General features: G+C 41.4%; 16 protein-coding genes. 12 read left to right on the forward strand and 4 right to left on the reverse strand.

The annotated features are described in order from the left end of the window. Positions 1-123: 123 nt before the first annotated feature. From MKX49_RS05545 to MKX49_RS05560, 4 genes are all read left to right on the forward strand, one after another. Positions 124-1,980, forward strand: a complete 1,857-nt coding sequence (locus tag MKX49_RS05545; protein WP_318292952.1) for an SLC13 family permease — start codon at positions 124-126, stop codon at positions 1,978-1,980. Between the two features lie 197 nt (positions 1,981-2,177). Beyond that, entirely contained in the window at positions 2,178-3,383 is a 1,206-nt protein-coding gene (locus MKX49_RS05550) for an EAL domain-containing protein (RefSeq protein ID WP_048687103.1), read from the forward strand. A gap of 74 nt (positions 3,384-3,457) precedes the next feature. Beyond that, positions 3,458-3,685 carry a hypothetical protein gene (locus MKX49_RS05555; protein WP_048687102.1) on the forward strand — a complete coding sequence of 76 codons (228 nt, stop codon included), beginning with the start codon at positions 3,458-3,460 and terminating at the stop codon, positions 3,683-3,685. 181 nt (positions 3,686-3,866) lie between these two features. Next, entirely contained in the window at positions 3,867-4,346 is a 480-nt protein-coding gene (locus MKX49_RS05560) for a DUF3993 domain-containing protein (RefSeq protein ID WP_048687100.1), read from the forward strand. Positions 4,347-4,416: 70 nt separating this feature from the next. Here MKX49_RS05560 and MKX49_RS05565 read toward each other — a convergent pair whose 3' ends face one another. Both MKX49_RS05565 and MKX49_RS05570 read right to left on the reverse strand, forming a co-directional pair. Beyond that, the gene (locus tag MKX49_RS05565; RefSeq protein WP_034314090.1) at positions 4,417-4,650 is read right to left on the reverse strand and encodes a glutaredoxin family protein; all 234 of its coding nucleotides are present in this window, start codon (positions 4,648-4,650) and stop codon (positions 4,417-4,419) included. Between the two features lie 91 nt (positions 4,651-4,741). Beyond that, on the reverse strand, positions 4,742-5,701 hold the full coding sequence (locus MKX49_RS05570; RefSeq protein ID WP_340875564.1) for an MBL fold metallo-hydrolase: 960 nt from the start codon (positions 5,699-5,701) through the stop codon (positions 4,742-4,744). A gap of 183 nt (positions 5,702-5,884) precedes the next feature. On the opposite strand from MKX49_RS05570, the gene MKX49_RS05575 reads away from it, so the two are divergent. The 4 genes from MKX49_RS05575 (at position 5,885) to MKX49_RS05590 (ending at position 8,583) form a co-directional block, all read left to right on the forward strand. Beyond that, on the forward strand, positions 5,885-6,124 hold the full coding sequence (locus tag MKX49_RS05575) for a YkuJ family protein (protein ID WP_034314086.1): 240 nt from the start codon (positions 5,885-5,887) through the stop codon (positions 6,122-6,124). A 116-nt stretch (positions 6,125-6,240) separates the two neighbouring features. Next, positions 6,241-6,387, forward strand: coding sequence for a hypothetical protein (locus tag MKX49_RS05580; protein WP_094246583.1), 147 nt, complete (start codon positions 6,241-6,243; stop codon positions 6,385-6,387). A 120-nt stretch (positions 6,388-6,507) separates the two neighbouring features. Continuing rightward, entirely contained in the window at positions 6,508-6,948 is a 441-nt protein-coding gene (gene cbpB / locus MKX49_RS05585; protein WP_034314084.1) for a cyclic-di-AMP-binding protein CbpB, read from the forward strand. A gap of 120 nt (positions 6,949-7,068) precedes the next feature. After that, positions 7,069-8,583 (forward strand): MDR family MFS transporter, encoded by a 1,515-nt coding sequence (locus tag MKX49_RS05590; RefSeq protein ID WP_063596353.1) that lies wholly within the window; start codon positions 7,069-7,071, stop codon positions 8,581-8,583. 47 nt (positions 8,584-8,630) lie between these two features. On the opposite strand, the gene MKX49_RS05595 is transcribed toward MKX49_RS05590, so the two are convergent. Continuing rightward, positions 8,631-9,368: a sulfite exporter TauE/SafE family protein gene (locus MKX49_RS05595; RefSeq protein ID WP_323599441.1), complete on the reverse strand. Its 738-nt coding sequence runs from the start codon at positions 9,366-9,368 to the stop codon at positions 8,631-8,633. A gap of 114 nt (positions 9,369-9,482) precedes the next feature. Between MKX49_RS05595 and MKX49_RS05600 the strand changes: the two genes are divergently transcribed. From MKX49_RS05600 to MKX49_RS05615, 4 genes are all read left to right on the forward strand, one after another. Then, a complete protein-coding gene (locus MKX49_RS05600) occupies positions 9,483-10,367 on the forward strand; it encodes a LysR family transcriptional regulator (protein WP_340875568.1) in 885 nt (294 codons plus the stop codon). Between the two features lie 124 nt (positions 10,368-10,491). Next, a complete protein-coding gene (dapD, locus tag MKX49_RS05605; RefSeq protein ID WP_251538850.1) occupies positions 10,492-11,202 on the forward strand; it encodes a 2,3,4,5-tetrahydropyridine-2,6-dicarboxylate N-acetyltransferase in 711 nt (236 codons plus the stop codon). A gap of 75 nt (positions 11,203-11,277) precedes the next feature. Next, complete coding sequence (locus MKX49_RS05610) at positions 11,278-12,402, forward strand: N-acetyldiaminopimelate deacetylase (protein ID WP_340878480.1); 1,125 nt, start codon at positions 11,278-11,280, stop codon at positions 12,400-12,402. A 61-nt stretch (positions 12,403-12,463) separates the two neighbouring features. After that, entirely contained in the window at positions 12,464-13,123 is a 660-nt protein-coding gene (locus MKX49_RS05615; RefSeq protein ID WP_340875573.1) for a potassium channel family protein, read from the forward strand. Between the two features lie 491 nt (positions 13,124-13,614). On the opposite strand, the gene rnjA is transcribed toward MKX49_RS05615, so the two are convergent. Continuing rightward, positions 13,615-15,285 (reverse strand): ribonuclease J1, encoded by a 1,671-nt coding sequence (gene rnjA, locus MKX49_RS05620; protein WP_034314071.1) that lies wholly within the window; start codon positions 15,283-15,285, stop codon positions 13,615-13,617.

Below are 15,285 nucleotides of genomic sequence, written 5' to 3' on the forward strand. Positions count from 1 at the left end.
ACTAACAAACAATATACATAAATTGAAGAAAATATCTTCTATAAGCCTATGAAAAACATGTAAACTGGGGTTTGATGAAACCGTATCCGGTTTGAAATTGAACATCTATACGGAGGTAACATGATGACCGAACCAATGTTTATTACACTGATTATACTTCTATGCGCGATTGCGCTTTTTATACAAGGAAAATTTCGAGCAGATTTAATTGCACTTAGTGCACTATCCATTCTGGGGTTACTGGGGATTCTTACATTGGATGAACTAGTGGCCGGTTTTGCGAATCAAGTGGTCATCATGCTGGCTGGGCTATTTATAGTCGGTGCCGGCCTGTTAAATACAGGAATCGTGGAAAAGGCAGGAAATAAGTTGTTGGGTTTATGTGGGGGCAGTGAATGGAAATCGCTGCTTATCGTCATGCTGACAGCAGGAATATTAAGTGCTTTTTTAAGCGGAACTGGAATTGTTTCCATACTGCTACCGCTCGTCATGAGCATGGCCTTACAACAAAAAACAAGTCCGACAAGGTATTTATTGCCCCTTGCCTATGCAAGCAGTATTGGAGGGCTATTAACACTTACAGGTACTCCCTCCAATATGATCGTCGCTGATGTATTACGGCAAAATGGAATAGGAAATTTATCATTTTTTGACTTTACACCTGTGGGCTTAGTCGCCTTTGCAGCAGGGGTATTCTTCATGTTGACACTTGGACGCCTTTTGCTTCCCGAGAAGACCATTGCAGCGAACAATAGTGTAAAGGGACTGTCGGCAGGGGAGCTTGCCGGCATGTACAAAGTATATGACCGATTGCATTATCTGCATATACCCGCTACTTCCGATATTGTTGGGGAAAGGCTGTCGGACCTCCAGCTTCCTATTCAGTATGAATTGACTTTAATTGAAATCCAGCGGAAGCCAAAGGATAAGCAATTGCCGCTGTTGCAAAGGCAGCAGACGATTTCAGCCAGGGCGGATGAGGTTCTTCACCCTGAAGATATCATTTTGGTGTTTGGAGAAGAAGAAGCAGTTGAGAGATTGGCACTTAACTATGAACTGGAATTTAAACATTTCAATACCGAACAAATAAAGAAACATTTTCTTAGCAGTAGATTTGGATTGACGGAAATATTGATCGTCCCGAACTCGGATTATGAAAATCAAACTTTGATTGATGTCCATTTTCGTGAGAAATACCAATGTAATGTACTGGCAATCAATCGGAATGGCGAATATATTCAAGCGGATGTCGGAACGGAACGCCTGAAACCGGGGGATGCAATCCTGATACATGGAGAATGGGAGAACATTGAAAGGATTTCCTCGGATTTGCAGGATGTCATCGTTATTGGGAGTACATCGGAAGATGGCTCTCCGGTGCATTCCAAGGGCAAAGCTTGGATTGCCTTGGGAATCACAGCTTTGATGGTCATTCTTTTATCGATGGAGTCCGTCCCTGCTGTACTGTCGGTATTGACGGCAGCATTGTTGATGGTGGTTACAGGCTGTGTCCGTTCGATGGAGGATGCTTACCAAAAGATTAACTGGGAACCTGTGCTATTGATAGCCGCCATGTTCGGAATAACGGCTGCATTGGATAATACGGGTGGAGTGAGAATGATAAGTGATTGGCTGGCCGTTTTATTCAGTAATATCGGAGCACACGGCATTTTAGCGGTCTTTTACCTCCTGACACTGATCCTGAGCCAATTCATCCCGTATGGAGCCGCGACGGTTATCATGACGCCCATCGCCCTGACATCTGCGGTTAATCAAGGAATCGATCCACTTCCTGTGTTTCTATGCCTTGCCGTTGCTGGCAGTTTGGCGTTATCCACTCCAAGGGTTGCCACTACCAACGCGCTTGTCATGACGGCAGGTGATTACAAGCATAAAGATTTTATCATGATCGGGATATCCATACAGATCTTCATTGGCGTTATCATGGTGATTACGATACCATGGTTCTTCCCTTTCTGATAAGTCATAAGGCATTGTCCATTTATGGGCAATGCCTTTTCAGTGTGCTTCTTTTAAATTGGATAGGATGAATGGAATTTTAATGCACTGAAAAAAGAGTTATGCAGTAGGAATTAAAATTATTTATTATCAATGCAAGAAACTAATGGTATAATTTTGGCATATTGGTGTTTTCGTAATTAGGGGGAAGATGCATCATGGATACAGAAAAGATATTAAAGAATTTAGACAGGGTGACACCATTCTTTCAACCGATTTTCAGTGCAGATCAACATCAAGTAATCGGGTATGAAATTCTAGGGCGCTATGAGGAACAATCTGAATATAAAAGCCTTGGGCCATTTTTTCACGATTCTGCAGTGCCGGAAGAGTATAGGGTGGAAGTGGACAATTACGTACTTGAAATTGCCTTGGAGAGAATAAAAGACTATGGTGAAGATTTTCTTATCTTTATCAACAGAGATCCTAATTTGCTGATGCTGGATCATGGCGAAGAATTCATGGAGATTTTACATCGTCATTTTCAACCGGAGGAAATGCACCGGATCGTGTTGGAATTATCAGACACGATCAGTCCGGAAAACTTAGATCCTCTGCAGCATGTGCTTGCTTACTTTAAAACATATGGGATTAAGATAGCTTTAGATCATTTAGGACAAGATACGCAACTGGACCGAATCGCACAGATTTCTCCGAATATTTTAAAAGTTAACCTGGACCAGCTTCGCATCTCAGGTGGAGATGCCTATCAGGTCATCCTGTTTTCTTTAAGCATGCTAGCACGTAAAATCGGCGCCAACTTACTATTTGAGAACATTGAGTCCGAATACCAGCTTCGCTTTGCATGGAAGAATGGGGGACGATATTATCAAGGGTATTTCTTGGCGAAACCGGAGGGCGAATTCATTAATAAAGATTTACTTCGTGAAAAATTCCATCAAGAATGCCAGTCCTTCATTTCTTTAGAGACCAAGAAGCTTGAAGCCGTTTATCAAAAGACTTTGCAATTCAACGAGAATATGCAAAACTTCTTAAAACAGCATAAGCGGGCCGGCTCCCATGAAGAGTTTCTCGGAGTTTTGGCGAAAAAATTGGATTCAATATGTTTTCGTCTATATATATGTGATGAAGAGGGGTATCAAAAATCCCCCAATATCCTCCATAAGGACGGGCAATGGATAGTCCAACCGAGTTATATGAATAAAAATTGGAGCTGGAGACCTTATTTCCTCGAAAATATTGTAAAGATGCGTAACGAGAAAAAAGGAAGGCTATCCGATTTATACAGTGATATTGAAACGGGGGAAACCATTCGGACCTTTTCCTATCCACTGAATAATAAGGAATATATTTTCTGTGATCTTTCTTATAGTTATTTATATGAAAATGAAGCACTATTATAAAAAACGATTCATGAATATAATCGCTTTAAATGTGTAACGATAAGCAGAAATGATGCGCTTGGAGGAGACATATTTTGAGCACGTACATCTGGATTCTAATCATAATCGTTACAGTCATGGCGTTATATCTGCTCTTTTATACTTATTCTGTAGCAAGGGCACAGAAAGTGAAAGCCAGATATGATTCGACTATCGATGATTCAGTAAAGGAACATCCTTATTTAAAGAACCCGATATTCGTTTCTCTTTTTATTGGGACGATTTTGGTTGCCGGTTTTATTTTTTACTATGCTTTTCGATAGTTGTAAGAAGAAGATTTCAATATCATGAAATCTTCTTTTTTATTGTGAAAAATGGGCGATGGTTTCAAGTTCTAACGGAGAATGTGATTTTGTAGTTTGGCTTTGACCTGGACGGGTATTGAAAGACAGAGGCAAAAATCCGAATCATTAGGAGAAATTCTATAACGAGGAGATGATTGTAATGAGTAAATATTTAGTTGCATGTCTTGCCAGCGTCCTTTTATTTTTAAATGGGGGGTTCACTGCTTCAGCGGAGGGCTTACATAGAGAGGAAGTACTATCTTTAGTACATGATGCCATGGAGAATCAACGTTCGATCAGCGAAGAAGTACGATCTAAGGAAGCGATTGAAGGAAAGTTGGATAAACATTTCACAGGTGATCTCATCGAGAAGTTCGTCCAAGCGAATGTAGTGAAAGTCGAAGGCGGTTATACCGCATTTGGTTCAGATTTCGCTCCGTATTATATCCCTTTCTTCAGTTACGATAAGAATACGGAAATTGTATATGGGAAAAACGGTGATGTCATTTATGTTCAGGAAGAATTCCAGGACAATGGGGACGGACCTGTATCGATGGAAAAACATGTTGAAGCAGTTACTTTGAAAAAGGAAAATGGCGCTTGGAAGGTAACGGATGTAAAGTATGAAAACAGAAAATAGAATTGGGGATTTTAAAGGAAGCTGAAATGAAAAAGTCTAGAGAAGGCCACAGCCTTCTCTAGACTTTTTGTTATATATTCAATTCTTTTTTTATTTCGTCCAATTCAAAACCAATAATGGCTTTCCCGTCGATGACGACCGTTGGTGTGGAATAAGCCCCGTATTTATTGGTTAGTTCTTTACGTGCATGCCCATCTGCTTTAATATCTTTTTCTTTGTATACTATATTATTATCATCAAAGAACATTTTCATGATTTTGCAGGGAGGGCAATCAGGTTGGGTATAGAGTGTAACGTCTTTCATTTCATTCCTCCATATATGCTTTAGTAGGGTTCACTTTTTCATTATAGAGAATGCCAAGACATTTGAATAGGGATAAACCTCAAGGATCGTTTTACCGATTTTTCTCCTGTTTTACAAGATAGTCTATCAATCCCATGGAACAAACGTTCAAGTCCATGGCAATGATATCAAAAACTGGATGATCAGCAGTGATTCCTTTTTCGCCTAAATGAACAGCGACTTCCGTGAAAATATTTTTACTGGTTGCTGCCACTTGATCCTCGAAGCTAGCATATTCCCTATATGCCGATTTGGCAGTCTCCACAAATTTAGGCAGCCAGTAATGAAGTTGTTTATATACTTCCTTAGGGTTTTCCGATACGCCGTAATGGCCAAAATATATACGTTCGACGCCAATGCTTTCATACAATTCCGCTGCAGCAAGCATCGCGTCGGGATTAAATTGGTTTGGCGATGTGGACGGTAAGTAAAATTCCAAACCTTCTTCATCGAGTTCACGATAATAGATGCCTACGGTGTCACCTGAAAACATCCCTTTTGAAACCGAATCGTATATGCTTAAATGATGGTTCGCGTGTCCTGGCGTATCATAAAAGGTCAACGTGGAAGTATCACTTGTTTTTAGGGATTCCCTATCTTGTTTAATCAGCATTTTTTCAAAAGGTATAGGTAATATCGGATCGAAAAGCTTGTTGAATTCTTCACCATAGACTGCTTTAGCCCCAGCGATCAAACGTGTTGGATCTTCTAGATGCCTTGCGCCTTTTGGGTGGACGATCACTTTGGCATTCGGACAATGCTGTAAAAAAAGTCCAGCTCCACCTGCATGGTCCAAATGAATATGGGTAAGAATGATATATGTAATATCTTCGAGGGCGATTCCCAAATGTTCGAGCCCCTTCATTAAGTGGGGGATGGAAGGGCTAGCGGAAGTTTCGACTAAGGTGATGTCTTCATCGGCAATTACATATGTTCCTGTACGATTTCTTCTATCCAAATCAAAACCATCAATCAATGAAATTCGAAAACCAAGCTCACTAATGTTTTGCAACAGAATCTACCCCCAGAAAATTTTTCATGTACAAAATCCATTCCTTATTTTATTCTGTTAATAGTGCCATGTAAAGAATGAAGTTTTAAATTATTCTGAATTTATTTCCGCGTGGCTACTGGATAGAAAAGTATGGTATAGTGAAACCTATCGAAAAGGTTTTATTCAGAAAGGAGAGGGAGTATGTCTCAATTACAGGGCATCCTTACCAGATTGAAAAGTCTTCAAGAGCAAGCGAAGGAATCTGAATCTGCTCAACGTTTTTTTGAAATAGATGGTGTGAAAAAGTGCCAGGTTACATATTTCAGCAAAACAGAAATGTTCGAGCTTGAAGTATACAGTGATAAAGGGAAATCATCAAAATATCAATTTGATAATATTGATATGATTACCATTGAAATCTTTGATCTTCTTCAATCTTAAAAAAACACAAAAAGCCGCCTTCCATTGGAAGCGGCTTTTTTATTGTGAAAAACCGGTCAATTTTTACTGAATGAAGTCGTGATTTTTACGACATCTTATTAGTTGGAGGGATGTAAATGAAAAATCCGATGGTAATATGCCCGGAATGCGGTGAGGAAAGGGAAATGGAAAATGTATTAACGGCACAATCCAACCAAAATGTGATTTATCAATGCCCGGAATGCGGTTTTAAACAGGTTAACATCAAAACTAGTAAGGGCTAAGGGTCTCTCACGAATCCCGCCAATTGGGATTTTATTGGTCTAGGAATGAGCCTTTTCTGCTTACATATGTTAAACTATAGAAAGAGCTGTATATAAAAACATATGGTAAGGGGTTTTAACATGATCGGTACTCATGATGGGGATTTATTGGAATCCAGCGTTAAAGACTTAATGATTTCTTCTGAACGCGTGGCCCACGTGCAGGTAACCAATAACTTAGAACATGCACTATTGGTATTAACAAAGAGCGGTTATACGGCCATTCCTGTGTTAGATCCGATGTATAAACTGCATGGTTTAATTAGCACACCAGTCATTCTCGATTCAATCTTGGGACTGGAACGAATTGAATTTGATAATCTTGAGCATAAAAAAGTTTCCGAAATAATGAATATAGAAATACCTCGCCTGCATATTGAAGATACATTGACCAAGGGTGTGGAATTGTTGATTGATCATCCATTTGTCTGTGTGGAGAATGACGAACATGTATTTGAAGGCATCTTAACAAGAAGGGCAATCTTGAAAAAAGTATTTAAACAAAATACACCTGATAAATAAGCAAGGCATAAAATGACGGTTAACCCCAAGACTCGCCAGTTGGCGAGTTTTCTTGTTTTTTTACATATTTGATCCAGTTAGTGGTGAAGTCTATTAACAGGTAGGATCTATTAGGAGAGGATGCAAACATTGGGCCATGCAATGGATAGTGCAAACGTGCAGAATAAAAAATTGAAACGTCCCTTCATATTGGCTGCCATCATGTTGGCGATGTTTATGAATGCTATTGAAGGAACGATCGTTTCGACGGCAATGCCGGCCATTGTAAGTGATTTAGGTGGTTTTTCACTATACAGCTGGGTGTTTTCAGGCTATTTATTAATGAATGCCGTAACAGTTTTGATCTACGGAAAGCTATCGGACATACTCGGGAGAAAACCCGTCTTATTATTTGGAATCGTTGTCTTTTTAATCGGCTCCCTTCTTTGCGGCTTTGCCAATTCAATGACGGAACTCATCATTTATCGCTTTGTACAAGGTTTTGGGGCGGGAGCTGTAGCACCTGTAGCCTCGACAATTATTGGTGATATCTATAAAAATGAAGAGAGGGCACGCGTTCAAGGGTATCTATCAAGCGTTTGGGGCATTTCAGCGGTCATGGGACCAGCATTGGGCGGCTTGCTCGTTGAATCCCTGACTTGGAAACTTGTCTTTTGGGTCAATATTCCTTTGGGCGTACTATCTTTTATTGGAATTTGGTTATTCCTTCATGAAAATATCGAAAAGAAAAAACGTGATATCGATTACCTAGGTGCAACGCTATTGACATTGTCCATTTCCACTCTTATGGTGCTGCTCGTAGAAGGAGGAGTGAAATGGTCATGGACTTCAGCTCCGGTCATATCCTTGGCATTAGTGGCCATCATCACCTTTATCCTATTCATTCTTCAGGAAAAGAAAGCAGCCGAACCGATGATGCCATTTGAAATCTGGCAGGAGCGTTCCATTCTGATTGCGAACCTAGTATCCTTGACGACAGGGGTGATGATGATTGGATTATCAAGTTTCCTCCCCACATTCGTTCAGGGCGTGATGGAGCGCTCGCCTACGGTAGCTGGTTTTACATTGACAGCCATGTCAATTGGCTGGCCGATCGCATCTATGGTGTCAGGCAAGTTATTGTTGAAAATAGGATTTAAATCAACCTCCCTTCTTGGAGGGTGCTCATTGATCCTTGGGAGTCTGATCCTAGTATGGATGAAGCCGGAAGCTGGGCCCATTATTGCCGCCATGGGATCCTTCTTTGTCGGTGTAGGCATGGGCTTGACTTCTACCTCATTCATTGTCGTCATTCAAAAAACCGTCAGCTGGGAACGAAGGGGTATTGCGACAGCTTCCAATATGTTCATGCGTAATTTAGGAAATACTGTAGGTGCTGCATTACTTGGAGGAATCATGAATATGAGGCTTCACGCTTATCTGAACGAGCATGCGCCGGCCGGATCGGGAGTGACGATAGATACGGCAAATAAATTGTTGAACAGTGAAGAACGCACGTCGCTTCCTGAAAATGTGGTAAATGTTTTACAGGAAGGACTTACATTGTCTTTACAGACGATTTATCTCATTGTTCTAGTCTTCTCTGTAATCAGCTTCCTGTTTCTAACGAGACTAAGAAAGAATAAGGAAGAATAAGAAGGCATAGGAAAAAGGCAGACTCGTTAATGGAGTTTGCCTTTGTTTTAAGGAAACGCAACTCTGATGACCAATTGAATCAATAATGCGATCGTGACCGAATGTAAAATGAATTTCAACTGTCCAGTGGAGATTTTTTGAGCCACACGCAAGGCCAGCTGTGATCCGATCAGGGAACCGATCGTGTAATAAATGGCAATCCCCCATGCAATGTTACCGGCCATGAAATAGGTAATGAATGCAGCTGTACAGCTAATGAAAGTTTGGAATCTAGTAAAGGCCAGGGATTGAAGGTAGGTGGCGCCATTTCTTAAAAAGGTATACATGAGCATGGTCGCCTGTCCCGGTCCGAACATTCCGTCATAGACACTGATTCCGAATAGGGATGGATAAACTTTTTTTGGGAGATGCCAATCCGATTCATCGGAAGGTTTCGGTTTTTTGATGAAATTCATGATCAAAGCGACAGTCAAAAGGCAGATGGCTAACAAATTCATTGCCTTCTCGGAGAATGAATTAGCAAGCAGACCGCCGCATAAGCCACCAAAAAGGGCAAATGGGATTAACTGGAGGGCATCTTTCAATTTTAGCTGCTTTTTCTTGAGTAAAATATAAAAGCTAGAGAAAGAAGAAAACATATTGGAAAATTTGACTGATCCAATAACCTGGTGAATGGGTAAACCTATCAAAAGAAGGGACGGCATGCCGATGAGACCGCCGCTCCCGGCCAATGTCCCGACAAAGGATGCTGCAAAACTGATGGCAAGCAATAAAATGATCGTCAAAGGATATTCACTCCGTTTCTTTTCTCTTGTATTATAAGCGGACTTTGTTGATAATAAAATTTAAATAAATTAAATCATCATGATTAAGAATTAATTATCAAGAGGTTGGTGTGTATGTCATTTTCAGAATTTCATTTATTATCAGTGCTTGCTCAGGAAATGAATATGAGAAAAGCAGCTGAGCGGTTGTTCGTTTCCCAGCCGGCTTTATCCCAGCGTTTACAATCAATAGAAAAGGATTGGGGCTCGAAACTGTTTCTGCGTTCACAAAAGGGGCTGTCACTGACGCCTGCAGGTGAAGCGGTAATTCGTTTGGCCAATGAGGTTATAGAAAAAGAAGAGAAGGTTAGGGAAAGTATTCAAGCCATGGACCATGAAGTATATGGCACTTTGAAAATAGCCTGTGCCTCGATTGTCGGTCAAAATTGGCTGCCGCAAGTATTGAAAAAGTTCGTCCGAAAATATCCGTATGCAAAAATTTCCTTGATCACTGGCTGGAGCAGTGAGATTTTAAAGTCTTTGTATGAAGGGCAAGTGCATATTGGCATCATAAGGGGAGCACCGGATTGGAAAGGCGTAAAACAGCATTTATTCACGGATATGCTGTATTTGGTGGATACTGAAATGAAGGAATTGAATCAAGTGTTCGAAACGGACCGTCCATTCATTCAGTTTAAAAGCGATTCGAATTATTATCAGGAAATCCAAGATTGGTGGCATCGGCAATTTCAAACGACACCAAAAAACACCATAGTCGTTGATCAAATCGAAACATGCAAACAAATGGTGGTTAATGGTATTGGATATGCGATCCTGCCAGCCATCACTTTACATGATAAAGATACGAATGTATTTAAAATCCCTCTACTGGATGGGCATAACCACTCAATCGAACGTGATACATGGCTTTGCGGCTATGAATCTGCCTTCCAGTTAAAGCAAGTCCAAGCATTCACGGAAGTGGTGAAAGAGCATATCCGCGACCAAGGAATGTTATAGGTCCGCCGACGAAAATGTCAATAGGGCAGATTAATATATATGAGTGACATTCAACTTGTCTTGCCGGCTGTTGTCTGGTAAATTTAAAACGAGTAATGATACATATTTAGGAGGTTTACCCGGAATGAATAAAATGGATGCAAACGAAATTATTTCTTTTATCTCGAATAGTAAAAAATCTACACCTGTAAAGGTATATGTCAAAGGCGATTTAGAAGGCCTGGATTTTGGTCCAGCTTCTAAAACTTTCATAACAGGAAATACAGGGGTTGTATTCGGTGAGTGGTCTGAAATCGAAGAAGCGATCAAGACAGCAGGAACAAAAATCGAGGATTATGTAGTTGAAAATGATCGTCGTAACTCTGCCATTCCTTTATTGGACCTAAAAGGCATCAAAGCCCGTATCGAGCCAGGCGCAATAATCCGTGACCAAGTTTCCATTGGAGATAACGCAGTCATCATGATGGGTGCATCAATCAATATTGGATCTGTCATCGGTGAAGGTACAATGATCGACATGAACGCAATACTGGGCGGACGTGCAACAGTGGGCAAAAACTGTCACGTAGGTGCTGGTGCCGTTTTAGCAGGTGTCATCGAGCCACCTTCCGCACAGCCGGTCATTTTGGAAGATGATGTATTGATCGGAGCCAATGCGGTCGTACTGGAAGGTGTCAAAATCGGAGAAGGTTCCGTTGTCGCTGCTGGTGCCGTCGTAACGAAAGACGTTCCTCCATACTCCGTGGCTGCTGGTATCCCGGCGAGGGTCATTAAACAAATTGACGAAAAAACAAAATCAAAAACAGAAATCATGCAAGAACTTCGTCAACTTTAATTTCTTTAGTGAATATTGCCTGAAGCGTGGATAACTATATCCACGCTTTCTGTATAGGGAGGGAATAATGTGAAAATAAACCCTTTTGCCAAGATCCGGCGTGATCTGCATCAAATACCGGAGATAGGGTTCAAAGAATTCAAGACGCAGCAATACCTACTGAATTACATAACGAATCTGGCCCAGGAGCGAATGGAAATAGAAACATGGCGAACTGGGATATTCGTGAAAGTGAAGGGAATGAACCCGCGAAAAACCATTGGCTACAGGGCTGATATAGACGGTTTGCCGATAAAAGAGGAAACCGGATTGCCGTTTGCATCCAACCACGAGGAATATATGCATGCCTGCGGTCATGATTTTCATATGAGCATAGGTTTGGGATTATTGACATATTTCACGGAAAATCCGATAGATGATGACTTGCTATTCATCTTCCAGCCTGCAGAAGAGGGTCCTGGCGGAGCAGAACCAATGCTTAAATCGGAAACGATGAAAAAATGGAAGCCTGATATGATTCTTGCTTTACATATTGCTCCGGAGTATCCAGTTGGGACGATTGCCGTTAAAGAAGGGCTTCTATTTGCCAATACATCTGAATTATTCATCGATTTGAGGGGGAAAGGAGGACATGCAGCCTATCCGCACAAAACAAATGACATGGTCATTGCGGCCTGCTCGCTTGTAGGGCAGCTTCAAACAATCGTTTCCAGGAATGTCAATCCGCTTGATTCAGCTGTCATTACAGTTGGGAAGATTACTGGAGGCACTGTTCAAAACATTATTGCGGAGACAGCGCGGTTAGAGGGCACAATACGCACTCTTAACCCCGAATCAATGGTAAAGGTCAAGTCTAGGATAAAAGCGCTTGTGGATGGTATACAAGTGGGATATGAGTGCTTGGCTGAAATCGACTATGGCGCAATGTATCACCAGGTATATAATGAAGAACGGTTGACCCGGGAATTCATGGAATTCACAGAGAAGTCAACTGCTGTTCGTTTGCATCAATGTACTGAAGCAATGACTGGTGAAGATTTTGGTTATATGTTAAAGGAGATTCCAGGATTCATGTTCTGGCTGGGGGTTTCATCGGAATACGGATTGCACCACGCCAAGTTAAGCCCGGATGAAAAAGCGATTGAACTCGCGATCGATCACTTAACGGATTATATAACGTTTAAAGGAAGCGAAGCATAAAAATGATTTTCAGTACAGAACATGCTCTAAAGAAAGAACGAATGACGTTGGAGGGCTTATTGTGAAAAAAGAATTTGCGGTGATTGGACTTGGCCGTTTTGGCGGCAGCATAGTCAAGACATTAGCTGAAGAAGGATTAGGGGTTCTGGCTATCGATGCCGACGAAGATCGAGTGAATGAATTTGCCAGAATAGCTTCACATGCTGTAGTAGGGGATACGACAGATGAAAATGTACTGAGAAACATAGGGATTCGAAATTTTGATCATGTCATTGTAGCGATTGGCGAGAATATTCAAGCAAGTATATTGACGACTCTCATGCTTAAGGAATTGGGTGTCGGAAATGTTACGGTTAAAGCGCAAAATGATTATCACGAGAAGGTTCTTCGTATAATCGGGGCCGACTTTGTCGTGCACCCCGAACGGGATATGGGGAGAAGGATTGCCCATAATATCGTCTCCAATAATATTCTCGATTATTTGGAGCTTTCTGATGAACACTCCATCGTCGAAATTGTTGCAAGCCAAAAGATGAATGGAAACTCGATAATTGACCTTGATATCCGTGCCCACTATGGACTGAATATAGTCGCAATCAAAAGAGGGAACGAAATAAATGTTTCCCCACAGGCGAGCGATTTAATTCATAAAGGTGATATATTGATCGTCATCGGCGCGGATTCGGACATCAATCGCTTTGAAAAAAAAATTGTGGAATAAGTAAGCGTCCTGCTAAAATCGAGCAGCGCTTTTATCAAAGGAAAACAAAAAGGTTTCGGAATGGCCTCATTCCGAAACCTTTTTGTTTTTTAATTGGATCTGAAGGAGTTATAGAGAATAGCCTGCATCGACAATTTTTCAATTCCCTTTTTATTTTTGCGTACTTGATAAACTCGTGTTTCCGGCACTTCGACAGTGTGGAATCAACAAATACATGCTTCTTATCAGTTTACTTTCGGAAGCTTTCCATTTTTAAAACAAGAAAGACTGTAGACAAAAGGAGTTCTATCTAACTTTTAAAACAAAATTGATTGGAGCGGGTATTCAAGACTCCTGCGGGAGACGTGTAAGGGAGACCCCACAGGCATCTAAGGCGCCGGGGGCCTCCCGGACAGCCGAGGAAAGTGAGTGCCTGGAGTGGAATTCAAGGTGGGGGATTTAAAAACCTAAACAAAAAAAGCCCAGCCAAATGATGGCTGGGCTTCTATTATTTATTGCACTTCCATGATGATCGGCAGGATCATCGGACGGCGTTTCGTTTTTTCATATAGGAATGGAGATAGAGTGTCTGTAATTTCATTTTTGATTTCAGACCATTGTGTAGTTTTGCGATCCATCACCTTATTTAAATGCTTTGTGATCAAGGATTGAGCATCGCTGATAAGGTCTCCTGATTCTCTCATATAAACAAATCCGCGTGAGATGATGTCAGGACCGGATGCAATTTTGAATTCCTTCATATTGATGCTGACCACAACAACGACAAGGCCTTCCTCGGAAAGAATCCGACGATCACGGAGAACGATATTACCGATATCCCCAATGCCGCTTCCATCGATATAAACCGAACCTGAAGGGATTTTACCAGCGATTTGAGCTGTGTTCTCACTTAAGGAAAGAACTTCACCATTATCCATGATAAAGCAATTTTCTTCCGGAACGCCGCAATCGACTGCATGGCGGGCATGCAGTTTTTGCATACGGTATTCACCATGGATTGGCATGAAGAATTTTGGTTTTATCAAACGGAGCATAAGCTTTTGTTCCTGCTGTCCGCCATGTCCTGATGTATGAATGTCATTAAGAGGACCTGAAATGACGTCTGCTCCTGCACGATATAATTGATTGATCGTTCTGGAAACACTGATTGTGTTACCTGGGATGGGTGAAGAAGAAAATACTACCGTATCACCAGGGATGATTTGAATTTGACGGTGAGTGCCGTTCGCTATGCGCGATAGTGCTGCCATTGGTTCACCTTGGCTGCCTGTACAAAGGATGGTTACTTTATTCGCAGGCATACGATTCAATTGCTGTACATCAATAAATGTATCTTTAGGCGCTACGATATAACCAAGATCTTGTCCGATTGATATGGCTGAATCCATGCTTCGGCCAAAAACGGCTATTTTACGGCCGTTGGCCACGGCTGCTTCCACAACTTGCTGAAGGCGATGGATGTTCGATGCAAACGTTGCAAAAATAATCCGGCCGTCAACCTTGCGGAAAATGTCTTGAATGGTATCACCGACACGGCTTTCGGACATAGTAAAGTTCTGCACTTCACTATTTGTGCTATCCGAGAGTAAGCACAATACACCTTCTTTACCGATTTCAGCCATCTTGGTCAGGTTTGCAGGCTCACCCACTGGGGTGAAGTCGAATTTAAAATCACCAGTATGGACAATTTGTCCAGGTGGGGTTTTTACGACGATTCCATATGAGTCAGGGATACTGTGAGTTGTACGGAAGAAAGAGACGGACGTTTTCCGGAACTTGATCACTTCATCTTCACTGATTTCAATCATGGTTGTCTGACGTAAAAGGCCGTGTTCTTCCAATTTATTACGAAGCAGTCCAAGTGCAAGCTTCCCGCCGTATACAGGGACATTCACTTTTCTAAGTAAATAAGGAATCCCGCCAATGTGGTCTTCATGACCATGGGTAATGAAAACACCTTTGATTTTATCTACATTTTTCTCTAAATAGCTGTAATCTGGAATCACATAGTCAATACCGAGGAGTTCATCTTCAGGAAATTTAATTCCAGCATCAATGATGATGATTTCATCTTGAAACTGAACAGCATATGTGTTCTTACCGATTTCGCCTAAACCGCCCAGGGCGAATACAGCTGTTTGATCGTTTTTTACGAATTTCAT

Origin of the sequence: Peribacillus sp. FSL M8-0224, from assembly GCF_038003055.1 — a bacterium.
Lineage (GTDB): Bacteria > Bacillota > Bacilli > Bacillales > DSM-1321 > Peribacillus > Peribacillus frigoritolerans.